Raw genomic sequence first — 24250 nt, forward strand, 5'->3', positions numbered from 1 at the left:
ATAATTTTACCAAATGGAGGATCAGCGATGGAAATGCCCAAGCCAAATCCGGATGTCTTAGCACGCAAGGAGGCATTGGTTGCGCGACTACAGCAAGTGCTGCCGAAGGATGCTGTTATCCATGAAGAGGCCGAGACCAGGGCTTATGAATGTGATGCGCTGACCGCCTATAAATGCCCGCCAATGCTGGCTGTACTGCCTTCGACCACGCAGCAGGTTTCCGATGTCTTGCGCATTTGCCATAAACTGGGTGTGCCGGTTGTACCGCGCGGCGCGGGCACGTCATTGGCGGGTGGTGCCCTGCCGACGGCAGATTGTGTGATTCTAGGCGTTGCACGGATGAACGAAGTTCTGGAAATCGATTACGACAACAGGTTTATCAAAGTGCAATCCGGCCGAACCAACCTGAGTGTAACCGGTGCCGTTGAAGAAGAGGATTTCTTTTACGCCCCCGATCCCTCATCCCAGCTTGCCTGCGCCATTGCCGGGAATATCGCGATGAATTCCGGCGGCGCGCATTGCCTGAAATACGGGGTGACGACCAACAATCTGATGGGTGTGACTATGGTCATGATGGATGGCAGCGTGGTCGAAATTGGAGGTGCCTATCTGGATGCAGGCGGGTTGGACCTGTTGGGTGTTATCTGCGGATCCGAAGGGCAATTGGGTGTCGTAACTGAAGCAACGTTGCGCATCCTGCGCAAACCTGAGGGCGCGCGTCCCGTTCTGATGGGCTTTGACGATAATGAAGTAGCCGGTCAATGCGTCTCTGACATAATCAAATCGGGCATATTGCCTGTCGCGATCGAGTTCATGGACCGCCTTTGTATTCGAGCCTGCGAGAATTTCGCCCAAGCGGGTTATCCTGATTGCGAGGCGTTGCTGATCGTCGAAGTTGAAGGATCAGAGGCAGAGATCGATAGCCAGTTGTCGAAGATTATCGAGATCGCCAAGCGGCATAATCCGGTTGAGCTGCGAGAAAGCCAATCGGCTGATGAAAGCGCCCGTATCTGGCTGGGGCGGAAATCGGCCTTCGGCGCGATGGGGCAAATCAACGATTATATGTGTCTGGATGGGACGATCCCGGTCTCATCGCTACCCTTCGTCCTGCGCCGGATCGGGGAGCTGAGCAAAGATTATGGCCTGCCAGTCGGCAATGTGTTCCATGCCGGTGACGGCAACATGCACCCCTTGATCCTGTTTGACGCCAACAAACCCGGCGATCTTGAGAAATGTGAAGCGTTCGGGGCGGACATCCTGAAGCTTTGCGTTGATGCGGGGGGCTGCCTGACTGGTGAGCATGGGGTCGGCATCGAAAAGCGTGATCTGATGACACACCAATATGAACCACAGGATCTTGAGGCGCAGATGGCGGTGAAAGATGTGTTTGACCCGAATTGGCTGTTGAACCCAGCCAAGGTGTTTCCGCTAAAGGCGTCTGCCACGCGCAGGATGGCCGCGGAATAGATGAGCCTTCCCCATCAATACCCAGAGTATTTGCGAAAAGATGAAGTGCCATGACACCTGAAACCGAGGCTGAACTTGCGGACATCGTTGCCGGCCTGGATGGCCCAGTGCGTATTGCCGGAGGCGGCACGCGCGGCCTTGATGGGCCCGAGCCTGTGCTGAACCTATCGGGACTGCACGGAATTACACAGTATGAGCCGGGCGCATTGACTCTGGTCGCGCATGCCGGGACTCCAGTGACTGAGATCGAAGCGGCTTTGGAGGCCGAGGGCCAGCAACTGGCGTTCGAGCCGATGGATCATCGCGGTTTGCTGGGCACCACGGGGGAACCGACAATCGGCGGTGTTGTCGCGGCCAACATCTCGGGGCCGCGTCGAATTCAGGCTGGCGCGTGCCGGGATTTCCTGTTGGGCGTACGTTATGTCGACGGGTTGGGGCAGGTAATCAAGAATGGCGGGCGGGTGATGAAGAATGTCACCGGTTACGATCTGGTCAAGCTCATGGCAGGTTCCTGGGGCACGCTAGGGGTGCTGTCAGAGGTCTCGCTGAAAGTGCTGCCTAGACCTGAGATCGAGACCACTCTGGCAGTCGGGGCCGCTGATGTAGGAACCGCAGTTGATCTCATGTCCACTGCCCTGAAATCCCCCTTCGAGGTGAGCAGCGCAGCCTATGATCCACTGGATGGGCAGGCGCTGTTGCGGATCGAAGGATTTGCCGACTCTGTTGCCTATAGGGTAGGTCGATTGCGCGAAATCCTTGGGGGCGAATGCACCGAGTTAGAGAATTCGAGGAACCGCTGGGTCGATCTGCGTGATCTGCGTGCATATCAGGATCTGGAAGGTGATGTCTGGCGCTTATCGGTGAAACCCGGCGATGCAGCCAGCCTTGCAGAACGGATCGACGCGGATCGAACCCTATTTGACTGGGGTGGGGGCTTGATCTGGGTATTGGTGCCAAAGGGCACCAATCTGCGTGCACGACTGGGTCACTTTGAAGGACATGCAACGCTGGTACGTGCAGAGGCTGACACCATCGTTGAATTTGGGCGATTCCAACCAGAGAGCACGCAGATTCAGGCTCTAACAAAGGCAATTCGGAAGAGATTTGACCCTCGGAACGTGTTCAATCCGGGTCTGATGGGGTAGGCGATGCAGACGAAATTTACCGAAAAGCAGTTGCAAGACCCAGCGATTCAGCGATCCAACGAGATACTCCGAAATTGTGTTCACTGTGGTTTCTGTACAGCAACCTGCCCGACTTATCAGGTGCTAGGCGATGAGTTGGACAGCCCTCGCGGGCGCATCTATCTGATCAAGGACATGTTGGAGAATGAGCGTGTTCCGGACGAAAAGACTGTCAAGCATATCGATCGCTGCCTATCCTGCCTCGCCTGCATGACCACGTGCCCCTCGGGCGTGCATTACATGCACCTCGTGGACCACGCACGGGAATATATCGAAGACAACTACAAGCGCCCGTTCTCGGATCAGGCTCTGCGCTGGATATTGGCCAGAATTCTGCCCTATCCGACACGCTTTCGCTGGGCTCTGATCGGGGCAAAGCTGGGTCGTCCGTTCCGGTTTCTGATGCCGGATGCCCGGCTGAAGGCGATGCTGGACATGGCGCCGAGATATATTCCGCCAGTTAGTCGCAATGATGACCCTCAGAGCTTTGCAGCAAAAGGCGCTAAGAAAAAGCGCGTCGCCCTGATGACGGGCTGTGCGCAAAAAGCGCTCAACACTGACATCAACGACGCGACGATTCGCCTGCTGACCCGATTGGGCTGCGAGGTCGTTGTCGCCGAAGGTGCCAGCTGTTGTGGCGCATTAACCCATCACATGGGTAAAACCGGTGAAAGCCATGCGTCTGCTGCAGCCAATATCCGGGCCTGGACACGCGAAATGGATGGTGATGGTCTGGATGCGATCGTGATCAACACCTCGGGGTGTGGTACCACGGTCAAAGATTATGGGCACATGTTCCGCAGTGATCCGCTGGCGGTGGATGCGGGGCGTGTATCCGCCATGGCGATGGATATCAGTGAGCTTTTGGTGCAGCTGGAGATGCCGGACAGCGACAAGAAAGAACTGGTTGTTGCCTACCACGCGGCGTGTTCATTGCAACATGGGCAAAAGGTTACCTCATATCCCAAGAACCTGCTGAAATCTGCTGGATTCACAGTGTTAGAGCCTAAAGATAGTCATTTGTGCTGTGGCAGTGCAGGAACCTACAACCTGATGCAGCCTGAGATTTCGGGTCAGTTGAAACAACGAAAAGTGCGCACGCTTGAGGCTAGGAACCCTGATGTTATCGCGGCAGGTAACATCGGATGCATGATGCAGATCGGCTCTGGGACTGACACGCCCGTTGTCCACACAGTCGAGCTGCTGGACTGGGCCACCGGAGGGCCGGAACCGCGCGCATTGCGCGACGGCATGGCTGGGGTACCCCATCTGCGCTGATCGATTGCTGCACCCGCGCATCAGGTCCGGTTGAATTTCATCCAAGGGGCAATTGCCCTATTTTCGCCGCACCAACGGCATACGAATCTTGGTCGGACCTCATGACCGGAGACCCGCGTGCGCAACTGGATCACGGCTATTGTCTTCAGCTTGCTGCCCTTGGCAGGACAGGCGCAGGATACTGGGCTTAGGAGCCTGGAAACCACCGATGCTGGGCGCGAGTGGATGGCAGTTGGTCGGCTGGATATCGACGGCACCGGGTTTTGTACCGGATCGCTGATATCTCCGACTCTGGTACTGACGGCTGCGCATTGTCTGTACGACAAAACCACGAAACAGCGAATTAATCCGGCCCGGATCGAGTTTCTGGCCGGTTGGCGCCTCGGTTCCGCCTCGGCTTATCGCCCGGCGCGTCGAACAGTGGTTCACCCCGACTATGTGTATGAAGGCAATGTTTCTGCAACGCGGGTGCGTCATGATATTGCGCTGATCGAGCTGTGGCAGCCGATCCGCAACACCTCGGTCATTCCTTTCGAAACCGGACGTCGTCCTGCCCGCGGTCAAGAGGTGGGGGTTGTCTCGTACGCGCATGACCGCGCCGAAGCGCCAGCACTGCAGGAAGTCTGTTCCGTCATTGGGCGACAGGCTGGAATTCTGGTTATGTCCTGCAACGTGGATTTTGGGGCATCCGGCGCGCCGATCTTTTCGTTTGACGGCGAGCGGCCACGCATTGTGTCGGTCGTTGCAGCGAAGGCCGAATTGCAGGGTCAACGCGTTGCGCTGGGCACCGCCTTGGATGAATCGCTGGAATTGTTGCGGGCCGAGCTTTCGCAGGGGCGGGGTATGAACGCCACATTGGACAACAACACCAAAAACCTCGGAGCAAAGTTCCTTAAGCCATGATGCGTGTTTTTCTAAGTATCACCTTGCTTGTTTCTATTCTCGTAACTGCCGCGCAGGCCCAGACCAGCAGCAAGCGCCGACTGACGGATCGCGATGATCTGTATGGGTGGGAGGCGGTCGGACGTCTGGATATCGGCGAACAGGGCTTTTGCACCGGTACTTTGATCGCAAAGGACATCGTGCTGACAGCGGCGCATTGCGCTGTGAGCAAGGCCACCGGAAAACCCTATGCCCCCGGTGAATTGACCTTTCGCGCCGGTTTGAGCGACGGTCAGGCGCTTGCGGATCGCGAGGTCATCCAGATTGCGACCCATCCCGATTTTGTTGCCAATGCGCCGGTATCGGCGTCACGTGTTCGAATTGATGTGGCTCTAATGCGGCTGGAAGAGCCGATTCCCTATTCGATTGCTGATCCGTTCGCCCTGCACAGCGGCCGCGTCAGCGACAGCGAAATCAGCGTCGCCTCGTATGGTCGCGGTCGGGCCGAGGCGATCACGCGCCAACGCTCTTGCCGCATCCTGCAACGCGGGCAGGGGCTGATCAGCTTTGATTGCGATATTACATTCGGTTCGTCGGGCTCCGCTATTTTAGCAAAAAAAGGCCCGCGTTGGCAGATCCTGTCAGTTGTTTCGGCGGGCGCATCGGATGGTCAACGCAAGATCGGCTACGGGATGGAGCTGTCGGGGATTGTCTCGGAACTCAAGGCGATATTGCGTCGTGACGCGCCCCGACCCACGGCAACAATCCGCAGATTGCAGCCGGGTTCAGCCAAGTCCAGTTCGGGTGCTAAATTCCTCAGCGCGGGCGGGTCTTGAACCCAGTCCTTTTACTTCCCATCTGAGTTTTACTGGATCGCCAAAGCTGGGGTCCGGCATAAATCACCGCCCGTCCATTTCGGAGGGCAATTTCGTGAATCGCTCAAAGATGAGGATACGACATGCGTACATTTGACTTCGCACCACTTCACCGCGCAACCATCGGTTTCGACCAGATTGCAGACATGATGGACCGGGTTTTGACCAATGACGTGGCTCAGCCCAGCTATCCCCCTTACAACATCGAAAAGACCGATGCTGATACCTACCGCATTTCGGTCGCTGTTGCAGGGTTTTCCGAGGCCGATCTGTCGGTTGAGGTAAAGGAAAATTCTCTGGTGGTTTCCGGCAAGAAAGCTTCGGACGAAAAAGAGCGCAGCTACCTGCACCGTGGCATCGCCACCCGCGCGTTCGAGCGCCGCTTTGCTCTGGCCGACCACGTTCGCGTTACCGGCGCGAGCCATGAGAACGGCATGCTGAACATCGATCTGAAGCGCGAAGTGCCAGAAGCCCTGAAGCCGCGCCGGATCGAAATTTCGTCTGGCAAGGCCATTGAAAAGGACGTGGTTGACGCCAAAGCCGTGAACTGAGGCTGTTGATCACTTAGCGACAGTCCCGCCTCTCTGGATTGTCGCACCACACGCCCCGCGTTCCTCCAGGCGCGGGGCGAAGTTGTATCCATCGCAACACGGACATGGTGGGCAACACGTTTTCACGAAAATCTGGCAATAGTTTAGGTCGTCAGGCTAGTCTCTTCTGGAACACTTCAATGAACTGAATTTTGTTCACTGCCTTCAGAGGGAGACGAAATAGATGCGAATGAAATCCGTTATTGCCGCTATAGTCTGTGCCGTTGTTGCATCGACCACACTGACCGCGACACCAACCCGTGCCAACGATACAGGAGCGCTTATCGCTGGGGTCGCGTTGGGTGTGCTGGGAGCGTCGATCGCCAAACACCATCACAAGCACGGATCAAAATACCAGAAGCACCCGCATGTTTCGCCGGAGGAGAATGCGATCGGGCTCTGTATGCATCGGACCCACACCGCCATGAGCAATCAAGGCTACTATGCCGTCGATTTTGAGCGGACGCTTTCCTATACGACGAATTCTGATGGCATCGATCTGATTGATTTGGAGGTCGCGCGCTCAAAGGACAGCAATGACGCGCGGAGCCACATAAAAGCCCATTGCGCTATTCAAGATGATGCTGTGGTCAATTTCCGGTATTCGAACTACTGAGCTTGCCATCGGCAGCTTCAACTTAAGAAATCCAAGAGCTTCTATTTTCCCTTCTGAAAACCAGCGGGCAATGTGTCTCGGCCTTGTCTCTGCGTCTATCTTTTTAGCGTCGAGTTTGTCACAGTCTTGGTGATTTGGAGACCCAAGGGGATGTAAATTGCCATAACATTCCCTATGTCATTGGATGATAAGAAGAATAGGGATAGCAGATGTCGAACCAGCAATTCGAAGCATTGATTCAAGAGACGCAACAGAAAGTCCGCGAAAGCCAGTCGCAGATTGAAGGCTTGACCTCACGGATCGAAGCGGCGCGTGCCAAGATCGGAACCGCAGAGGCAGATATCGACATTGAAAATGCCACTTTGGAAGATGTGCACGCCCATACCGAGGTGATGAACGCCAACATCGCTGAGCTGATCATGGGGCTCGACGACGTGACCAACGCGTTTTCTAAGGATTTCGACGAAATGCGTTCGAAAACCGGGTGGGAGTCGTTCGTCGGCATCTTCGCCAAGGCCAAATCCGAGTCCATGCGGCAGGAACGCATGCGCACCGCCAATATCGACGACAAGCTACAGGACCTGATCGCTAAATCGGATGTGATCGTCAAACTGCTTGAAGGGCAGTTGGCCGTGCTGGAAGAACAGCGCGTCAAGGTCGAGGACAACCTGACCGTCACGCTGGACGACCGCGAGGCGACCGTGGCCGAACTGGAGGCTTTGCGGGCAGAGATTCAGGGCATGGACCCGGCGATCATCACGCTGGAAAACAAGATCAGCGTCGAACAGGATGCCGCCGCGCGGACTCAGCTGGAAACTGAACTGGCCGAGCTGAACAAGCAATACAACGCCAAGGTTCAGGAAGAGCAGGTCAAGCTGGCCAAGTCTCAGACGTTGGAGCGGTACATCGAAAAGGGTAAAACTTGGGTCGATTCACTCCAGAACCAGGCAGCGACGCAGATGGTGCTGATCAACAAGCTGCAGACAGACACGCAACAACGCGTGGTGCTGTATGACGCCCTGACCAAATCGCTGAAAACTGCACAGCAGCAGGACGTGGCCCACCGCATCAACGAGATCGGTGTGCAGACGGACCAAGAGGCGCAGACCGCCATGGCCGCCATCGGCACCGCGACCAATCAGAAAATGGCCGACATGCTTGAGGCGCATGAGGACCACATGGTCTTTGCCCGCGACGTGCTGGAGAAAAAGGCCAAGGCAGATGAACGCTTTGCCCGCCGGTTCGCGTCGATTGTCGAGAAGCATGATAAGAATTTGTATGGTGGTTAAGTGCGTTTCGCTCACCAACAATTTCTATTACTAGCAGTTAGTCTTGGTCCCTTGGAGGTGCCGAGATTCTTGGAAAAATTTGGTTTCATAGATCAGAAGCCGACTTATCCTGAAGTGCTACAGGTATTGCTTATGGCAGTAATTGCGGCTTGCTTAATGCGACTTCTGTGTTGGTTGAGTTGGGGCAGCGAAAGGGGGCGGCGTTTTCAGCACTCGGTTGGGATCAACCCTCAAGTAGTACTGCATAGTGTCGGTTCGCCTCTCTTTAGATGGTGGTTTCATATCGACAAAAACGGGAAGGACTTGGACGCCCCAAGATGACCGATACCAACCCCACCCAAGACCATGTCGGCCTGACCGACACCTTCGCCTCACGCCGCTATTTCCGCAAATTCGAAGTCATCACCGTCCACCTCCTGCGCGTGGCCGCGACGATGGAGGCGGAGGGCGCAATCAGCAAGCAAGAGGTGCGGATCGTGTCGCGCTACCTCTCGGGGCTGCTCTACACCTTCCGCGCGCTTTCCATGAAGTATCTGCTGGTCGGTCGCGATACGGGACGGTTTTTTGGCAGCCTTGCGATGGACAAGCGTGACAGCGGTTTTCCGGTGGCGGCTGAGCTGCTGACCATGGCCAATGACGCGCAGCAGGCGCAGGTGCATCTGGCGAATATGCCATCCGAGGATGATCTGAAAACCGATATGGTGCGAACGATCATCGGCGATCAGGAAATCCCCACCAAGCTGCAATTCGCATTGTCCCAAAGGCTCTATTACGAGGAGTTGTTGAAGGGAGAGCTGTTCTGGGCCCGCAACGATCCCGAGTGCCACTGGATCGGGAATGAGGGCGATCGGCGGAAGTTCATGATCCACTGGGCGGTCTATGACAGCCAGATCAACCTGCCAGTGATCTACCTGATGCAACTGGAGGACAGCGGCAAAACCGCCCTTCCCAAAGACCAACGCCGCTGGCCCGAAGTGCAGGCGCATCTGATGGCGCAGTCTCTGGGCGGGTTGAAACTGGTGACCATTGCCAATGGCTTCGATCAGGATTTCGACGACCTGCACCCCAAACACCTGCGCCGCATTCATGTGGGGCCAATGTATTCCTCGGCCTATACCGAACAATCCGGCCCCCTGCGGCAGGTGCTGGAGGATGCGCAATCTCCGCAAGGTCAGGATTGGGCGCTGGCCTGGACCACGGAAGAGCTGGAAAGCGAAGATGTGATCGAAGAACGCGCCGGTTGGTTTTCCACCGTCGAACGTGAGGTCTTTGCTCTCGACCCATTCGGCGCGCAAGGGGCCGAAACCGGGGCCACACGCACCCAACGGTCGATCATCTTGCCCCAGCGTCCGTTTCAGGTGCTGGCCGAGCGTAACCCTCCAGGGTTTGCCGATGTGCGCAAGTTCGTGGTCAGCAAGTCAGGGCAGGTGTTGAGGTATTAGTTTCGCCTTCGGCGAGAGTATTTTTGAAAAAGATGAATCAAGGGCGGTTTTTAAGATGAGTTTGACGTCAGATCAGATGGAATTGCGCGAGGCGGATATTCGCAAGCATTACCCGGCAGCGACCGCCTTGCTGAATGGGTTCGAACACGCGCCGCGGATTGCCAAGGCGGTGGAGACGTCGACGGAACGGTCGCCGGGGGTGTCGACCGGACGGAGGTTTCGGTCCACCACGCCGGGTTTGGTGACACGGCGCACAGTGCGCGCAGACGGGGTGCATTTGGTCGAACGGATCGAGGCCTCGGATGATGGCGATGCGCTGGTCTCGCCACCGCAGGCCACAACGCAGCAGGCAATCCGCCGTGCGGTTGCCATCGCTCTGGCGGTGAGCGAGGCCTACGCCGAACAGACACCGTTGGCAGACTTGAAACGCGCGAACCTTGCGGGCGATTTGCCCGCCGCGCGGAAGACCGAATTCTCGGAACTGCTGACTGCCGAGGCTCTGATCACCTCGCACACCTTCGGCAATGCGCTGGCGTACTTGATGTCCTCGCATCTGGGAGAGACCACTGTCGATATCGGTGAGATCGAAGAGGTCCTGACCGACAACGGCCAACTCGCCTTGCACGGCGCGCTGTGGGAGTTGGACCAGACCCTTGCCAAACACGCCCCCGATGATGCCCACCTGATCGCAGCCACCAGCGCCTATGCCGAGCAATTGATGGAAAAGGTCGCTCTACGCGCCCAGTCCGCAGGCCATCTGGCACCGTTCCAGAATGCCGCCTGGCATATCGAAGCGGATGACCTGACAATCCGGGGGTTCGAACCTGCGTCCAAAGCCAAATCCACCACGCTAACCATGACGTTCAAGAAACCGAACGAGGTGGTGGGCAACCATATCGCCAAGTATCAGGCGATGAAACTGGCCAAGATGGTGATGGCCTACGACTTCGACCGACGCCTGAACCCGTTTGCTGAGCTTGGCGGGTTCATCTTTACCTTCATGGGCGACGGCAAACCGGGCACCGGTAAAACCACTCTGATCCAGATGATGGCCGGGCTGATCAACGACTATTGCCAGAACGCGGCTTATCCCTTCCGCTATCAGAACCTGAGCACCGACAATATCGACAGCTATCAGGGCAAGTCGGGCCAGAACGCCAAGGCTTTTATCAACACGATCATTGACCCCTCAGTCATAGGTTTCGGCACCATCGACGATATCGACCAACTGGCGGGCAAACGCGGCGACCGGCAGTCGTCAGCCGGGCAGTTGGAAATCACCGCCGTGCTGATGGAGAGCTTTGCGGGCGCCAACACCGTCGTGCGCGGCAACTGCACCTTTGGCATGTTCTCGAACTACCCCGAGAATGTGGACGACGCCCTGCGCCAACGGGCAGGCGCGCGGTTCCTGGTGGACGGGCCGCAAACGCGCGAGGATTACATCGACATCCTGCACCTGCTGATGGGCCGCAATCACGACATTCCGCTGGGCGAACACGAAGCCTATGCCGCGCAGGAAATCAAAAAGGCCGTCGCGGCCAGCTTCGAAAGCCATTCCCGACCGCATGAGGATGCGCTGCTGCAAGTCTATGATCGGGTCTCCGGCGATATCGGCCAGATGGACACGATTGCCAAACTGGGCACCTACCTCAAGGCGATCCAACAGGCCGATGAGCGCTTTACCGGCCGCGCGATCAAGAACATCACCGACGCGGTCAAGGTGCGTGCGATGGATTTCGAACTGCCCGACGAATGGATGGAAAACCCCGACCTGTTCCTGTTCCGCGACTACGACACCAAGAAGTCGATGATCGAGGACCTGCGCCAGCCGATCACGGTCGAGATGGTGATGCAAGAGATCAACCGCTACGCCGACAGCGAGTTCCGCTATGCCGACAAGAGCGACGAGATCGCCATCGAAAACGCCGTCCGCGAGATGGGCCGGATGGAAGAGGCGAAGCGGCGGTATTTAGAAGGAAAGAACATTGACTAGAAGATTTGTAATTGAAGCGGAAGGCTTTCCGGATTTGCCGGGTATGATGCTGGTTACACTAGAGGCTTTGCGCGCTATGGGTGGTTCTGGAACCATTCAAGAAATGGATGAAAAGGTTGCAGAGCTTGAGGGTGTAACAGAAGAAGAGCAAGCATTTCAGATGTCTGGTGATGATCCTCGTCCCAGATTGAACTACTATCTAGCTTGGTCGCGAACTTATCTAAAGCGTGGTGGAGCAATTGAGAACTCTGCTCGTGGAGTCTGGGCCATAACCGAATCCGGGGCACGAATAACCGAATATAAACAAACAAAAGAAATTAGCGATCAAGTTAATGCGGAAGAGCGCGAAAAAGCGCGGTTAAAACGCCTTGAAAAGAAAGCGAAAGAAGAAAAAGTACAACAAAGCCCTGAATTCATAACCGGCTCAATGGCAGCGGTTGAGGGACCTGACAGTAGCGTTCGGGATTGGCGTAATGAGCTCTTGGACGTTCTAAAATCGATGGACCCATCAGCGTTTGAAAGACTTGCCCAACGACTACTGAGAGAAAGTGGTTTCACTAAGGTGGAGGTCAGAGGAAAGTCGGGCGATGGAGGGATAGACGGGGTCGGTGTTCTCAGAGTCAACCTTGTTTCGTTCCAAGTCTTTTTTCAATGCAAACGGTATAAAGGTAGCGTTGGATCCTCTGATATTCGCGACTTTAGAGGCGCGATGATGGGACGTGCAGACAAAGGTCTGTTCATAACAACCGGAAGTTTTACGGCCCAAGCATCGGATGAAGCGACCCGCGACGGCGCGACAGCGATAGATCTGATTGATGGGGAACGGCTGTGTGATTTGCTAAAAGACAATGAACTTGGTGTCTCAAAAAGGATGATTGAAGAAGTTCATGTTGATGAAAACTGGTTCATGAGCATATGATCCGCCTCATCGAAAAAGGCTTGATGTTCGGCAACCTCGTCCACATCTCCAGCCCGGCTCTGGTCGAGCGGTATAACCGCGCGCTGCAGCATCTGGCGGGCAAGACCACGGCGCTGACCGATTTCCATGTCGATATCTCGGGTTATTCTCCGGAGGTGGGGATTGAGCTGGAGGATGAGCTTTACCTCAATCCCAACGGGGTCAACCGGCAGTTCATCCTGCTGACGACCGAGCAGAAACGCGCGCCTTTGCTGAACGTCAAATTTTCTACCTCGCGCGATATCCTGCGCGAATTCATCGAGATGAACGAGGCGCAGCTTTTTGCTCTGACCGCCACCGATGCGGTGGCCGGAGAGCTGGTGAACTCAGTCATCAAACTCAGCACGCCGCGCGACCTGTTGAACCTGAGCAAGATCGAGATCGAGGCCGACACCGCAGGCGGCACCCTACGCAAGGCCCAGCAGCTAGCGGGCATGGTCGAACGTTTCAAAACCGAAGAGGATGCATGGTTCGACGATGTGCTGATCGCCAAGATGATCGAAACCGCCAAAGAAACTGGCGACGTAACGCGCAATCCGGTGCGCCTGCGCCATACCGCTTTCGAGCAGTGCAACTTCTGGACGGCACACTTTGGCGGGCTCTACCTGTTCCCGGATATGGATCACCCGGCGGCGATTTGCATGGGCGAAAAGCCTGACGATATGCCGATCAAATATATTTTTGACCCGTCGCAGCGGAACCAGATTGCCAAGTTTCTCGACTACAACGATCTGGTTGAACCTATCGTTAAGGCGCGCGGCGTGGATGCCGCAGCGATCTTACAACAGAAGATGGACTTTCTGACCATTGCTGCGGCTGCTGACGCAGATGTTGATCTGAGCGGGCTGGATCGCAGCGATATGCGACGACTGGCCCGCAATCACGCCGATCGCCTACCCGAGGCGTATCACGGCCTCGCACAACTGTTGCGCTGGGCGACGGATGGCGGGCGCTGGCCACGCATCACCTCGGATCATCCCGCTTATTTCTACACATTGCGCGCAGCCGATACGCCGAACCGCGATCTGGTGAATATGCTGTTGACCGAATTGGCTCCGCTGGATCCGCGGCAGATGTTCATCTGCCACAAGGAATTGTTTTATAGTACTTACAGGACCTGGCCCGAGACCAAGAAAGCCTATGTTGCCGACTTCCTTGCCCGCGAGTATCAGGTGGACAAGGCTGGTGCGCGGGCGGCTTTATTTGGTCATGAACCTGATATGTTAGGCAATGACCGGGTCAGCGAAACAGTGATCGCACGGGTCGGCCCTTGGGGCGCGGTCAGGAGAGATTAAGATGTTCGGAGCGTTGCGCCTGTTTCTGATCCTGCTGGTGATCCAGACGATTGCCTATTTCGCGCTGTCCTTTTATTCGCGAGGAGTTAGGCGGCGAAAGTTGGAGACGTGGTGGGACGAAAAGGGCAAAACCGGTAACAAAGAAGCGTTTGTTGCGCGAGGTTTGCACGTCTACGACAACTCATTCCGGCGCAAACTGATTTTGGGTGTCTATATTGTACCTTGGGTGGCGATTGGCGCGCTGATCTACATCGTGAATTACATGTGAGGGTTAAGGCATGGCCTATGTGAAATGGGCGTTCATTATCATCTTCTGGGGCACGATCGCCGTGATCTTGCAGTATTCCCTACCGCAGCACGATGTGGTGCGGATCGTCAACACCTACGAGGAACGTCAGGACCTGACGGACTGGACGCGAATCTTCTGGTCCGAGCCTGAAGATCAATCCACCAGCCTGTCAAACCGCGATGTACAGTTCATTCAGGCCGTACGCGCCAACGGGAAGCCGATTGTCTATCGCAACGAAGACACCGGTTGGGGCTGGCCGCCTTATTTCAAGTTCGACACTGCGAACCTTTACACCGAGGCCAACGATGCCAAGTCGACCAAAGATAACCCCGATTGGGTGGTCGTAACGCACTACGGCTGGCGGAATGAATTCATGTCGATTTTTCCCAACGCAATTTTCATCCGGCATGTCGAGGGGCCGGATGTCCGCATCATCCCGTGGTTCAATATCGTCTTCCTGACTGTGTTTGCTGCGCTGGTTTGGGCCATCTGGGTTCGATGGCGGCGGTTTCGGCAAAAGAAGATCGATCCTGTTTTGGAGAACATGGAAGATGGTCTTTACGCCGCTGGTGATGCAATAGATGAAAAGCGCAAGGGCTTTCGCCGCTGGCTGGACAGTTGGAAATCCAAGTAAAACCGTACACCAAAAGGCGCACGCTGTGGTCTGACTGCTCATCTCACGATGAACTCAGCATGAAGCGCCCCGGCAGCCTTGATGGTTTTCAGGATGTCGATCATATCGCGTGGCGACACGCCCAAGGCGTTCAACCCGGCGACCACTTCGGACAAGGTGGTTGCCTCGGGGATTTCTGCAAGCCCCGTTCCTTCTTCCTCTTCGATCCCAGCGTTGGTGCGCGGAACAACGACTGTTTCGCCTCGCGCAAACGGATTTGGCTGAACAGCAATCGGGGCTTCCTCGACCGTGAGGGTCAAGTTGCCCTGCGATACCGCCACGCGTGAAATCCTGACGTCCCGACCCATGACAATTGTGCCCGATCTTTGATCCACCACGACGCGGGCTTTGCTTTCGGGTTCGACCAGAATGTTTTCAATACGTCCAATGGCGTGCGCGGTTGATACGGCCCGCGTCGCCTCAATGCTCAACTCCACAGTGCCGGAATCGCGCATGAGTGCGACCGCTCGGTTGAATTCCTTATTGATGGCGGCCTCTATGCGGCTTGCAGTCGTGAAATCCGGTTCTCTCAACGCCAGTCTGAATTGAGTCAAATCAGCAAGCTGAAAATCGATCTCGCGCTCCACACGCGCGCCCGAGGGTATGACGCCCGATGTCGGCACCCCGCTTACAACCGACGCTGCTTCGCCTTCAACCGCAGCGCCTCCGGCTAGCACTGTCCCTTGCGCCACGGCATAAATCTGACCATCTGCTGCATTCAGGGGTGTCATGATCAATGTCCCCCCAAGAAGTCCTTTGGAATCTCCGATGGCAGAGACGGTGACGTCAATCTGACCGCCGACGCGCGCGAAGGGTGGTAGGGTGGCGGTGACCAATACGGCGGCGACGTTTTTGGGGCGAAAATCTTCGCCATTCACGTTTACGCCCAGCCGTTCGAGAATGTTGGACATAATCTCTTCGGTGAACGGAGAATTGCGCAAGCCGTCGCCGGTGCCATTCAGGCCAACCACAAGGCCGTAGCCAACCAGATCATTGCCGCGGACACCGTCGAAATCCACCAGATCTTTCAGGCGTATGGCCCCCGCATTGGCAATGCAGGGTAAGGTTATCAAAAGGAATACGAGTATCTTCATCTCAGGAAATTCACCAGTGACAGGTTGGCGTTGCGAACGGTCACGGAATACAGACTCTCCAGTTGGAACTGCACGGTTTGCAACTGTGCCGCAGTCTCATAGGGATCTGCAGCGATCAACGCATTGCGCGCATGCTCAGCGCTGGTCTTTGCGGCGGCGTTGCGCGTTGCGGCTTGCTCCACACGCGCCTCAGCCGCGCCGACCTGGGCGCGCAAATTGACCGTCGCATCCTGTGTATTGGCCAACTCAACACCAAGTTGCGTGAACAATGCGGTTCGTAGATCAGGTGTCCATCCAAGCGCATCATCTGTGGCCAGAGCCGCAACCGCAACATCGCGCAAAGCGTCCTTGAGCGCGGGGTCTGTCGCAGTGATCGGAAGAGTGATCCGCTCGTTCTCGGAAATCTGCATCGGAGCCAAGGTGTCTGTGCCACCTTGATACATCACCGCATCAAATCCGGCGGGGTCGTTGAACCAATCCTCAGCGGCCTGTTGGATATCTGTTAGGGAGGTCAGCCCTGTCAATTCGGCCTGCAGCGCTGTCAATAATGTTTCAGCGGAGGGCAGAGGTGAGACGTCAGTCGACGTTCCGGAATACAGGCTGCGCCCTCCCGCCCGCGTATTCAGGGCTGAGATCATTGTGTCGAGCTCATTTCGTGCCTGAACCGATGCTTGTTCATGTGTCACGGTCTGGTTCGCCGTACCGAATGATAGCAGCGACGCTGACATCTCGGCTACCGAGCCGCTTAGCGTTGTCAGGCTCAATTGCATTGCGTCCGTGAATAGCCGCGCCTCGGCGGTGGCGATGGAAAGCGCGTCCAACCGTTCCAGGCTGCGATCTAGATCCAGTAGGTGCGAGTAATCACCACCCAGACGACCCGAGATATCCTGCACCTTGCCGGTGGACATCTCATACGACAGTGTTTCGATTTGTGATTTGATCTCGGCGCTGCGAGTTCTGAGGGTAAGGCCGCGGGCCAGATCCCCGATCGAATTCAGTGTCATGTTCATAACCTCAACAGGGTATCCATCAGTTCATCCACGACAGCGACGATGCGTGCGTTTGCGGCATAGGCTTGCTCGATCTGCATCAAGCGCTGCAGTTCCGCGTCACTGTCAACACCTTGCTCCGCGACGACTTTTTGCATCTCCAGCTGCGCGTTTGCTGCAAAACTGCTGCGCTGGTCAGCTGTGTGTGCGTTTGCCCCGGCTTTGGAAAGCAACGCCTCGGCGATCTCGGCCGCGCGCATCGTGCCTGTCCCAAACCCCACGCTGGGGGCCGGGCGCGAGTCGGTCAGAACGGCCCCAAAAGCTTGCAACTGGCTGGCATCACCCGGCGCACCGGGGATCAATGCCCCCAGACCCGCGCGTAATCTCCAGCTGTCACCCCCTGCATCCGGGTCGACCACAACATTTAGTGAGATGCGCGACGCAAGACCGGTTTCAGAAACCGGATCAAAGCGGCTGCCGTCATCCGTGAAGACGCCCGGATCGGTCGCGGCAGCGGTCGGGTCCAACCCGGTGGTTTCAAAGCGCTCGATCAGGTCGCGGGCGACGGCGTCCAGATCGGCTTGCGCTTCGACGGTCAGTTCGTCGCGGACCGAGAACTGGGCCATCAATGCGCCGCCTCGGATTTGGGCGAACTCTCCGCTCACGCGAACGGGTCGGCCGTTGATCTCGAGCCCGGACAACAACCCGTTGCCAACGGTCATATGCGGCATGGTATCGCCTGTGGTCGAGAACGAAAACTCGGCCGCGGTTCCTTCCAGCAGGATCAACCCGCCATCGGAATAAAGGGAAATCTGATCATTATCGCGCGCGATCGCGTTGACAGGCACCAACTCGTTGACTTGATCGACCAGAATCTGACGATGATCCAACAGCGCGCCAATATCACCGCCCGAATTGCGGACAGCGGGGATACGAGCATTCAGTTTCTCGATGTCTTTCAGAGTCTGATTCAGCGTATCGACCTGTTTGCCTATCGTGCGATCCGCATCGGATCGCATTTGCCGCACCCCTTCGGACGCTGTATTGAGCGCTGTGCTCAATGTACCGCCTGCACGGGCGGCCTGATCCAGCCGTTGGGCTGAGCCGGGCAGGCTTGCAGCTGTAATCAGGCTGCTTTCGAATTGGGCCAGTCTGGCCGAGATCGAAGTGGCATCGTCGGCTGCCCCCAACAGTTTCTCGTAACTTGAATGAAATTGCGCCACGGTTTTGGCTGCCATCAGGTCTGCATCGGTCGCACGGCGGTTTGCGATCAGTACCGGATCCTGGTGCCGAGTGATACCAACGACACGAACGCCATTACCAGAAACTGCGCTGGTCGCCAGTTCAAGCGATCTGCGAGCATATCCCGGGGTCAAGGCGTTGGCGATGTTTCCTGAAACCACCGCCGCACCACGGCTGGCTGCGCTCAGCCCGCCCAGAGCGTTGTTCAGTGCTGTCGACATATTCATCGGACGCATCCCTTTCGTTGATCAATCATCAGATCAGCGTTTGATATTGGTGGTTTCCTGCAGCATCTCATCCACAGTCTGAATGACCTTGGCGCTTGAGGAATAGGCCCGCTGGGTCTGGATCATTGAGGTCAACTCGGTGGCGACATCGGTGGTCGATTCCTCGCGTGCGAAAGACACGAGATCGCCTGTTGGACCTTCACCCGCGTTCCATAAGAAAAAGGTGCCGCTGTCGCGCGAGGGGGCATAGGTCTGACTGTCCAACGCCGTCAGACCGTTTGGATTCGGCACATCGGCCAGCGGAATCTGGAACATCCGGCGGCTGACCCCAGTATCATAGAAAGCATAGACATAGCCGTTCTCATCAACCTGTACGCTTGTCATCGTGCCAACGGCCGAACCATCGCGTGTGATCGAAACCGGAGCAAAGGTATCGGAAAGCTGTGTAATGCCGTCCGCATCGCCGATCTGGCCGATGTTGATCTCCATCGGTCCGCCGGCGACGTTGACGACAACGCTGCCGTTTGCCGGGTCATAGGCACCGCCGGTCACGGCGGTGACGCTGGCTAGTGTACCACCGGCTGTACGGCTATCGGTGAAGGTCAGGGTATATTCTCCGATGACAGCACCGCCCGAGGCTGAATCGCGCAATGTCATGGTCCATTCATTGCTGCTGCCGGTTGCAGGAACGGTGGGGACCAATTCGATATCGACGCTTTCAGACTTGCCCAAATTGTCAAAATACTCGACCGACAAGGGCTGCGTGTCACCCGGAGCACCGGCGTCGGTCGCTGTTGCAGGCAGGTTCATCCGCAGGTTCATGGATGTTGTGGGGGCGCCCGAAAGTTGATTAACGCTTAGCTGAATGGGTTCCAGAGCGGCGGGCGTATCCCTCGGGACGCTGGGGATCGAGCCATCTGGATTGGCACGCCAGCCAAGAAGTACAAGGCCGGATTGTGTGACCAGATATCCCTCCTCATTGGTGCGGAATGAGCCTGTCGTGGTCAGCAGCATCTCATTTGAACCTGACGCGATCTGCGAACTGGGACGGACAGGCAGCATGCCTCTACCGCGCACGGCCAGATCGGTTGAATTGTTGGTGGTTACCAGCGATCCGCGCTGATCTATCAGGCGTTGGCTGGTGGTTCTGACCCCGCCTGCCGAATAGCTGCCGCCCTGACCAGACGTGACCATGGAGTGAAAGTCGGTCTCGACTCTTTTATAGCCAAATGTCGATGAATTGGCGATGTTGTCAGAGATCGTGGCCAGCCTGTTGGCGTTGGCCTTCAACGCTGCCACACCGGCATTCAGCGAAGAGGATATGGTCATCGGTACGCCCTTTTGTTGCGTCATTCGTTGATGCAACACGTACCGCACTGGCCCTTAACAGCCGGCTAACAGCTAAAATGCTGTCTATCCTTTACCCCTTAAGGGTTGCGTAAAAAGATGATCTCAATCCGATTATTGCGTATCGCCATGGGGTTTTTATCCGAAAGCTCTCGGTCCGCGTGCCCAGTCACGCGGTCCAACCGCTGTGGCTGGATGCCTTTGTTCTGCAGCAGTTGGCGGGTGCTTTGCGCCCGCGCGGTCGACAGATCCCAGACCGGGTTATTCGCCAACACGACGGGCGCAGACCGCACATGCCCTTCGACCGCGATTGCGTTTGTCACCAGATCAGAAGACCGCGCTACCAAAAGTGTCAGCGCGCGCATCATTTGGGTTGGCGTGTCTGTCCCCGATTCGAACAACGGTTGATCCTCAGTGGCGAACAGCTCGACCACCAGCCCTTCGTCGGTGACGCGGGTCACGATGTGCTTGCGCATCTTATCGGACACCAGGCTTTCCCCAGCGCGCCCCAGCAACTGCGCCTCGAGCGACGAGAAATCTTCGAACGCACCCTTACCGCCGCCTTTCGCATCCACGCCGGTTGATCCGCGCGCCTGTTTCGCCTCGGTGGGGTTCCGATTGCTGGCACCTGATCCATCCATAACCATGGTTTTTTCCGAAAACATGTTGTCACCGCCGAAGGCACCATCGCCACCGCCCGAGACCGGATTGACCGGTATCGTGGGCGAAAAATAATCCGCCAGACCCTTGCGTTGCGTCTCGGTCGTTGCATTCAGCAGCCACATCAACATGAAGAACGCCATCATGGCAGTGACAAAGTCCGCATACGCGACCTTCCACGCACCACCGTGGTGAGAATCGCCACCCGATACACGTTTCTTCTTGATGATGATTGGCGCCGCATTGGATTGCGCACCCATCTCCACCACCTTCTATTCACCCGCTTACTGGCCTAGCAGGGCAGGTGTTAAGGTGGGCTTAACACTTAAAACTGTTCTGAATTCTAAGACTGCGACACCGGGTTTACACCAGCGCGCCTTAAAACCAGAGATAATCGATTAAAGCTGTTTTCGATACCATCGGGATCGGCCTTCGCAAAAAAGCTATCTAGCTCTTCGTGGACCCGGACGGCGCGATCCAACAAAGCATCTGTTCCTTCGGCATAGAGACCGGCTTTGATCATCACCTCAGATTGCTCATAACTGCCGACCAGCTTGCGGGTTTCTGTAATCAACTGGTTCTCATCTGCGGTCGCCGCACCTGGTAGGCTGCGTGATACGGATCGGCTGAGGTCAATCGCTGGGAAGCGCCCGCGTTCGGCGATGTCTCGGCTCAGCACGACATGTCCGTCCAAGACGCCGCGCAGAATGTCCGCAATGGGCTCGTCCATGTCAGAACCCGCGACAAGAACACTGAAGACTGCGGTGATGTCACCTTGATCGGCAGTTCCGGGACCCGCCCGTTCGCACAGGTTTGCAATCAGCGGCGTGACCGATGGCGGGTAGCCACGTAGCGATGGGGCCTCACCCATTGCGGCGGCAATCTCGCGATGCGCTTCGGCAAAACGAGTAACTGAATCGGCCAGAAACAGAACGTTTAACCCTTGATCCCGCAGGTATTCCGCCACCGACATGGCCGACCATGCGCACCGTCTGCGTATCAGGGCCGATTGATCCGAGGTTGCGGCCACGACGACGGATCGTTTCAGACCTTCGGCACCCAGGGCGTTCTCGACAAACTCATTCACTTCGCGCCCGCGTTCGCCCACCAATGCAACGACCACAGCATCCGCCTGGACTGAGCGGGCAAGCGTCGCCAGAAGTGTCGATTTGCCAACGCCTGAACCAGCGAACAGGCCGATTCGCTGACCCTGGACAATGGGCAGCATCGTGTTGAGGATGGCCAACCCGGTTTCCATACGACCGCCCAGCGGCTTGCGCGATACCGCAGTTGGCGGGGCCTGCATAAGGTCACGTTTAAGCGTGCCAGGCAGCAGGGGCTTGCCGTCCAGAGGTTTGCCAAACGGATCGATCACCCGCCCAAGCCAATGCATTCCGGGCGCAAAGGCAGGCATCTGGTCGAGAGAGACCTGATCCCCCAGGCTTACGCCATCGGGTGCGGAGGCTGGCAGCATATGGATCGCGCCTGATTCGACATGCAGGACCTCGCCCGGCAGGTCCGGGCCTTTTTGTCGGCGCAGCGTCAGATGATCCCCGATCCGGGCTTGGGCGGTCAGACCATCGATTTCAACCACGCCGCGCGCAACACCGGTCACACGCCCGATATGGTGTACCGCCGACATCCTATCGAATTCGCATTTCAGACGCATCGGATCGAGATCGGCCATCGCAGGTCCTCCAAATAGATTTGTTGAAAACGGTTTCTAAAGGAATCGGGGTTAAGCCTTGATTGAAATTGATCGAGGGAGAAGCCCCGATGTTCAATGACCTGAACGTCTTTAAGACTGCGTACGCAATGGCAACCCATGCCGGACAACGGCAAGCGGTTGTTGCGCGCAACATGGCCAACGCGGATACGCCGGGATACAAGCCCCGCGATATTGAAGCCTTCCAGACAGCGTTTGAAAACACGAGCCGAGAGGTCGCGATGACCGCGACTCGGACGGGTCATCTGAATGGTGATGTGCGCGCTCAGCTTTGGGCTGAATTCACGGTCGCGGCTTCGAGCGATCCGAATGGCAATGGTGTTTCATTGGAAGAAGAGATGCTGAAAGCTGTCGAGGTCAAGCGACAACATGACCGGGCATTAGCGATCTACAAGTCTTCAATCGGTGTGCTGCGCACGAGTCTGGGCCGGGCATAGGGGGTTTCACGATGAGCGATTTTTCCTACTCGTTGGACGCGTCGGCTAGCGCACTGCGTGCGCAAGCAGCGCGGTTGCGTCATGTGTCCGAGAACATCTCGAACGCCGATACGCCCGGATACCGGCGTAAGACAGTCCCGTTTGAGACAGTCGAACGGGACGGAAAAGAGATGGTCCAGGCGGGGCGCGTCAAACTCGATCGTCGCGACCTGAGCCGAATTTATGATCCTGGCCACCCTATGGCTGATGAGACTGGCCATTACAGAGGATCAAACGTCGATCTGATGATCGAAATCGCAGACGCCCGAGAGGCGCAGCGCAGCTATGAAGCCAACCTCAAGATGTTCGACCAGACCCGGCAGATGTCATCGAGTCTGATGGATCTACTCCGTAAATAAAGGAATACCAGAATGGATGTTCGCTCACTTACCGCCGCGCAGAATTATACGGGGGCGCGCCCTGCAACGCAGGCCGCCCCCGAACATCAGGGGACAGCGCAAGGGCTGCGATCCTCGTTTCAGGATTTCGTGGCGACGCTGAAACAAAGCGAGCAAGTCACGCAATCTTCGATGGTTGGGCAGGCCGACCCGCACGCTTTGGTTCAGGCGCTGGCGCAGACAGAGCTGGCAGTGGAAACGGCTGTGATTGTTCGGAACAAAGTCGTTGAAGCCTATCAGGAAATCTTGCGGATGCCGGTCTGAACGATGCTGAGCGAAGGTCTGTTCTACGACATCGTGCGCCAGGCACTTTGGGTTGCAGTCATCACGTCGGTTCCGATCCTGGCGGTGGCGCTGATCTCGGGCCTTACAGTTGGTTTGTTTCAGGCCTTGACCTCGGTTCAGGAGATGACCCTGACCTTCGTGCCTAAGCTGATTGCAATCGTGGTCGTGTTCTGGATGTCGATGGGTTTCATGACCCAGACCCTTGTTACGTTTTTTACCGGGACATTGGTCCCGCTTATTGCCGGAGGTCGCTAATGGACACCGCTTATGTCACCTTGTCCCGTCAATCCGGTCTCATGGATGAGATGCGAATGGTGGCCAACAATATCGCCAATGCCAACACGACCGGGTATCGTCAGCAGGGGCTGGTGTTCTCCGAATTCGTCCGGGATATGCCGGGCAATCCTTCACTATCGCTCAGCCGTGCGCAGGTTCGAAACACTTCTCTGCAACAAGGTGTGCTGACCGAGACAGGCGGGTCCTTCGACTTTGCCATCGAAGGGGACGGGTTCTTTATGATCGAAACGTCCGCTGGGAACCGCCTGACGCGTTCCGGCAGTTTCTCACCCAATGCTGAGGGCGATCTGGTGACGATGGACGGGCACCGGGTTTTGGACAGCAATGGCGCGCCGGTCTTTGTCCCGCCCGACGCCGCAACGATCGATGTTGGCAGCGACGGCACGATGAGCGTCGATGGACAATTTCTGAGCCAGATCGGTGTCTACAACGTCGCTGATCCCGAAAACCTGGTGCGCGAAGGAAGCACACATTTTCGTGCAGGCGGGCAGGTGGAACCGGTGGGCGAGCCGGTCGTGCTGCATCGGTTCCTCGAAGGATCGAATGTCAATGCCATTGGTCAGGTGACCCGGATGATTGAAATTCAGCGGGCCTACGAGCTCGGGCAGAGTTTTCTTGAGGCCGAAGACGAACGGGTTCGCGGGGCGCTTAAGGCATTGATGCGCTGATTACCGGAAG

The 24250-nt window shown here is 56.7% G+C and carries 25 protein-coding genes; 19 read left to right on the forward strand and 6 right to left on the reverse strand.

What is annotated here, in order from left to right:
* Positions 1–27 precede the first annotated feature (27 nt).
* From I5192_RS17815 to I5192_RS17880, 14 genes are all read left to right on the forward strand, one after another.
* Positions 28–1467, forward strand: a complete 1440-nt coding sequence (locus I5192_RS17815; RefSeq protein ID WP_223117434.1) for an FAD-linked oxidase C-terminal domain-containing protein — start codon at positions 28–30, stop codon at positions 1465–1467.
* Positions 1468–1517: 50 nt separating this feature from the next.
* Complete coding sequence (locus I5192_RS17820) at positions 1518–2612, forward strand: FAD-binding protein (RefSeq protein WP_223117435.1); 1095 nt, start codon at positions 1518–1520, stop codon at positions 2610–2612.
* A 3-nt stretch (positions 2613–2615) separates the two neighbouring features.
* Positions 2616–3929, forward strand: coding sequence for a glycolate oxidase subunit GlcF (gene glcF / locus I5192_RS17825; protein WP_223117436.1), 1314 nt, complete (start codon positions 2616–2618; stop codon positions 3927–3929).
* A gap of 117 nt (positions 3930–4046) precedes the next feature.
* Entirely contained in the window at positions 4047–4832 is a 786-nt protein-coding gene (locus I5192_RS17830) for a serine protease (RefSeq protein ID WP_170423291.1), read from the forward strand.
* Entirely contained in the window at positions 4829–5647 is an 819-nt protein-coding gene (locus tag I5192_RS17835; protein WP_255611993.1) for a serine protease, read from the forward strand. The genes I5192_RS17830 and I5192_RS17835 overlap by 4 nt, the downstream gene beginning before the upstream one ends.
* Positions 5648–5769: 122 nt before the next feature.
* Positions 5770–6237 carry an Hsp20 family protein gene (locus I5192_RS17840; RefSeq protein WP_170395206.1) on the forward strand — a complete coding sequence of 156 codons (468 nt, stop codon included), beginning with the start codon at positions 5770–5772 and terminating at the stop codon, positions 6235–6237.
* Between the two features lie 223 nt (positions 6238–6460).
* On the forward strand, positions 6461–6892 hold the full coding sequence (locus I5192_RS17845; RefSeq protein WP_170423293.1) for a hypothetical protein: 432 nt from the start codon (positions 6461–6463) through the stop codon (positions 6890–6892).
* 209 nt (positions 6893–7101) lie between these two features.
* Positions 7102–8181 carry a hypothetical protein gene (locus I5192_RS17850; protein ID WP_223117437.1) on the forward strand — a complete coding sequence of 360 codons (1080 nt, stop codon included), beginning with the start codon at positions 7102–7104 and terminating at the stop codon, positions 8179–8181.
* A 317-nt stretch (positions 8182–8498) separates the two neighbouring features.
* Positions 8499–9623, forward strand: a complete 1125-nt coding sequence (locus I5192_RS17855; RefSeq protein ID WP_223117438.1) for a hypothetical protein — start codon at positions 8499–8501, stop codon at positions 9621–9623.
* A 55-nt stretch (positions 9624–9678) separates the two neighbouring features.
* Positions 9679–11616: an ATP-binding protein gene (locus I5192_RS17860; protein WP_223117439.1), complete on the forward strand. Its 1938-nt coding sequence runs from the start codon at positions 9679–9681 to the stop codon at positions 11614–11616.
* On the forward strand, positions 11609–12535 hold the full coding sequence (locus tag I5192_RS17865; RefSeq protein ID WP_223117440.1) for a restriction endonuclease: 927 nt from the start codon (positions 11609–11611) through the stop codon (positions 12533–12535). The genes I5192_RS17860 and I5192_RS17865 overlap by 8 nt, the downstream gene beginning before the upstream one ends.
* Complete coding sequence (locus I5192_RS17870) at positions 12532–13869, forward strand: DUF6638 family protein (RefSeq protein WP_223117441.1); 1338 nt, start codon at positions 12532–12534, stop codon at positions 13867–13869. Before I5192_RS17865 ends, I5192_RS17870 begins: the two co-directional genes overlap by 4 nt.
* A 1-nt stretch (position 13870) precedes the next feature.
* Entirely contained in the window at positions 13871–14137 is a 267-nt protein-coding gene (locus I5192_RS17875; RefSeq protein WP_223117442.1) for a hypothetical protein, read from the forward strand.
* A 10-nt stretch (positions 14138–14147) separates the two neighbouring features.
* The gene (locus I5192_RS17880; protein WP_170395244.1) at positions 14148–14792 is read left to right on the forward strand and encodes a DUF1523 family protein; all 645 of its coding nucleotides are present in this window, start codon (positions 14148–14150) and stop codon (positions 14790–14792) included.
* A 38-nt stretch (positions 14793–14830) separates the two neighbouring features.
* Here I5192_RS17880 and I5192_RS17885 read toward each other — a convergent pair whose 3' ends face one another.
* The 6 genes from I5192_RS17885 to I5192_RS17910 form a co-directional block, all read right to left on the reverse strand.
* Entirely contained in the window at positions 14831–15925 is a 1095-nt protein-coding gene (locus tag I5192_RS17885; RefSeq protein WP_223117443.1) for a flagellar basal body P-ring protein FlgI, read from the reverse strand.
* On the reverse strand, positions 15922–16929 hold the full coding sequence (locus I5192_RS17890; protein ID WP_170647284.1) for a flagellin: 1008 nt from the start codon (positions 16927–16929) through the stop codon (positions 15922–15924). The genes I5192_RS17885 and I5192_RS17890 overlap by 4 nt, the downstream gene beginning before the upstream one ends.
* Positions 16930–16931: 2 nt before the next feature.
* Positions 16932–18383 (reverse strand): flagellar hook-associated protein FlgK, encoded by a 1452-nt coding sequence (gene flgK, locus I5192_RS17895; RefSeq protein WP_170395253.1) that lies wholly within the window; start codon positions 18381–18383, stop codon positions 16932–16934.
* A gap of 33 nt (positions 18384–18416) precedes the next feature.
* Positions 18417–19712, reverse strand: a complete 1296-nt coding sequence (locus tag I5192_RS17900) for a flagellar hook protein FlgE (protein WP_255611994.1) — start codon at positions 19710–19712, stop codon at positions 18417–18419.
* A gap of 98 nt (positions 19713–19810) precedes the next feature.
* Entirely contained in the window at positions 19811–20650 is an 840-nt protein-coding gene (locus I5192_RS17905) for a flagellar motor protein MotB (RefSeq protein WP_223117444.1), read from the reverse strand.
* An 83-nt stretch (positions 20651–20733) separates the two neighbouring features.
* On the reverse strand, positions 20734–22059 hold the full coding sequence (locus I5192_RS17910) for a FliI/YscN family ATPase (RefSeq protein WP_370644459.1): 1326 nt from the start codon (positions 22057–22059) through the stop codon (positions 20734–20736).
* Between the two features lie 107 nt (positions 22060–22166).
* Here I5192_RS17910 and I5192_RS17915 point away from each other — a divergent pair, with 107 nt between their 5' ends.
* Genes I5192_RS17915 through I5192_RS17935 form a run of 5 tightly spaced genes read left to right on the forward strand, consistent with a single transcriptional unit; the run spans position 22167 to position 24240 of the window.
* Positions 22167–22553 carry a FlgB family protein gene (locus tag I5192_RS17915; protein WP_223117446.1) on the forward strand — a complete coding sequence of 129 codons (387 nt, stop codon included), beginning with the start codon at positions 22167–22169 and terminating at the stop codon, positions 22551–22553.
* 11 nt (positions 22554–22564) lie between these two features.
* Complete coding sequence (flgC, locus tag I5192_RS17920) at positions 22565–22951, forward strand: flagellar basal body rod protein FlgC (protein ID WP_170395265.1); 387 nt, start codon at positions 22565–22567, stop codon at positions 22949–22951.
* A gap of 12 nt (positions 22952–22963) precedes the next feature.
* Positions 22964–23254 (forward strand): flagellar hook-basal body complex protein FliE, encoded by a 291-nt coding sequence (gene fliE / locus I5192_RS17925; protein ID WP_170408685.1) that lies wholly within the window; start codon positions 22964–22966, stop codon positions 23252–23254.
* Between the two features lie 3 nt (positions 23255–23257).
* Positions 23258–23530 carry a flagellar biosynthetic protein FliQ gene (locus tag I5192_RS17930; protein WP_170395271.1) on the forward strand — a complete coding sequence of 91 codons (273 nt, stop codon included), beginning with the start codon at positions 23258–23260 and terminating at the stop codon, positions 23528–23530.
* Positions 23530–24240 (forward strand): flagellar hook-basal body complex protein, encoded by a 711-nt coding sequence (locus tag I5192_RS17935; RefSeq protein ID WP_223117447.1) that lies wholly within the window; start codon positions 23530–23532, stop codon positions 24238–24240. Before I5192_RS17930 ends, I5192_RS17935 begins: the two co-directional genes overlap by 1 nt.
* Positions 24241–24250 lie beyond the last annotated feature (10 nt).

It is taken from the genome of Ruegeria sp. SCSIO 43209 (genome assembly GCF_019904295.1).
GTDB lineage: Bacteria > Pseudomonadota > Alphaproteobacteria > Rhodobacterales > Rhodobacteraceae > Ruegeria.

Bases quoted from the DNA above. Each gene is read 5' to 3' on its own strand.
- I5192_RS17815 (WP_223117434.1), top strand. From the start codon at position 28: ATGGAAATGCCCAAGCCAAATCCGGATGTCTTAGCACGCAAGGAGGCA.
- I5192_RS17820 (WP_223117435.1), top strand. From the start codon at position 1,518: ATGACACCTGAAACCGAGGCTGAACTTGCGGACATCGTTGCCGGCCTG.
- glcF (WP_223117436.1), top strand. From the start codon at position 2,616: ATGCAGACGAAATTTACCGAAAAGCAGTTGCAAGACCCAGCGATTCAG.
- I5192_RS17835 (WP_255611993.1), top strand. From the start codon at position 4,829: ATGATGCGTGTTTTTCTAAGTATCACCTTGCTTGTTTCTATTCTCGTA.
- I5192_RS17840 (WP_170395206.1), top strand. From the start codon at position 5,770: ATGCGTACATTTGACTTCGCACCACTTCACCGCGCAACCATCGGTTTC.
- I5192_RS17845 (WP_170423293.1), top strand. From the start codon at position 6,461: ATGCGAATGAAATCCGTTATTGCCGCTATAGTCTGTGCCGTTGTTGCA.
- I5192_RS17850 (WP_223117437.1), top strand. From the start codon at position 7,102: ATGTCGAACCAGCAATTCGAAGCATTGATTCAAGAGACGCAACAGAAA.
- I5192_RS17855 (WP_223117438.1), top strand. From the start codon at position 8,499: ATGACCGATACCAACCCCACCCAAGACCATGTCGGCCTGACCGACACC.
- I5192_RS17860 (WP_223117439.1), top strand. From the start codon at position 9,679: ATGAGTTTGACGTCAGATCAGATGGAATTGCGCGAGGCGGATATTCGC.
- I5192_RS17870 (WP_223117441.1), top strand. From the start codon at position 12,532: ATGATCCGCCTCATCGAAAAAGGCTTGATGTTCGGCAACCTCGTCCAC.
- I5192_RS17875 (WP_223117442.1), top strand. From the start codon at position 13,871: ATGTTCGGAGCGTTGCGCCTGTTTCTGATCCTGCTGGTGATCCAGACG.
- I5192_RS17880 (WP_170395244.1), top strand. From the start codon at position 14,148: ATGGCCTATGTGAAATGGGCGTTCATTATCATCTTCTGGGGCACGATC.
- I5192_RS17885 (WP_223117443.1), bottom strand. From the start codon at position 15,925: ATGAAGATACTCGTATTCCTTTTGATAACCTTACCCTGCATTGCCAAT.
- I5192_RS17890 (WP_170647284.1), bottom strand. From the start codon at position 16,929: ATGACACTGAATTCGATCGGGGATCTGGCCCGCGGCCTTACCCTCAGA.
- flgK (WP_170395253.1), bottom strand. From the start codon at position 18,383: ATGAATATGTCGACAGCACTGAACAACGCTCTGGGCGGGCTGAGCGCA.
- I5192_RS17900 (WP_255611994.1), bottom strand. From the start codon at position 19,712: ATGACCATATCCTCTTCGCTGAATGCCGGTGTGGCAGCGTTGAAGGCC.
- I5192_RS17905 (WP_223117444.1), bottom strand. From the start codon at position 20,650: ATGGGTGCGCAATCCAATGCGGCGCCAATCATCATCAAGAAGAAACGT.
- I5192_RS17910 (WP_370644459.1), bottom strand. From the start codon at position 22,059: ATGCGTCTGAAATGCGAATTCGATAGGATGTCGGCGGTACACCATATC.
- I5192_RS17915 (WP_223117446.1), top strand. From the start codon at position 22,167: ATGTTCAATGACCTGAACGTCTTTAAGACTGCGTACGCAATGGCAACC.
- flgC (WP_170395265.1), top strand. From the start codon at position 22,565: ATGAGCGATTTTTCCTACTCGTTGGACGCGTCGGCTAGCGCACTGCGT.
- fliE (WP_170408685.1), top strand. From the start codon at position 22,964: ATGGATGTTCGCTCACTTACCGCCGCGCAGAATTATACGGGGGCGCGC.
- I5192_RS17930 (WP_170395271.1), top strand. From the start codon at position 23,258: ATGCTGAGCGAAGGTCTGTTCTACGACATCGTGCGCCAGGCACTTTGG.
- I5192_RS17935 (WP_223117447.1), top strand. From the start codon at position 23,530: ATGGACACCGCTTATGTCACCTTGTCCCGTCAATCCGGTCTCATGGAT.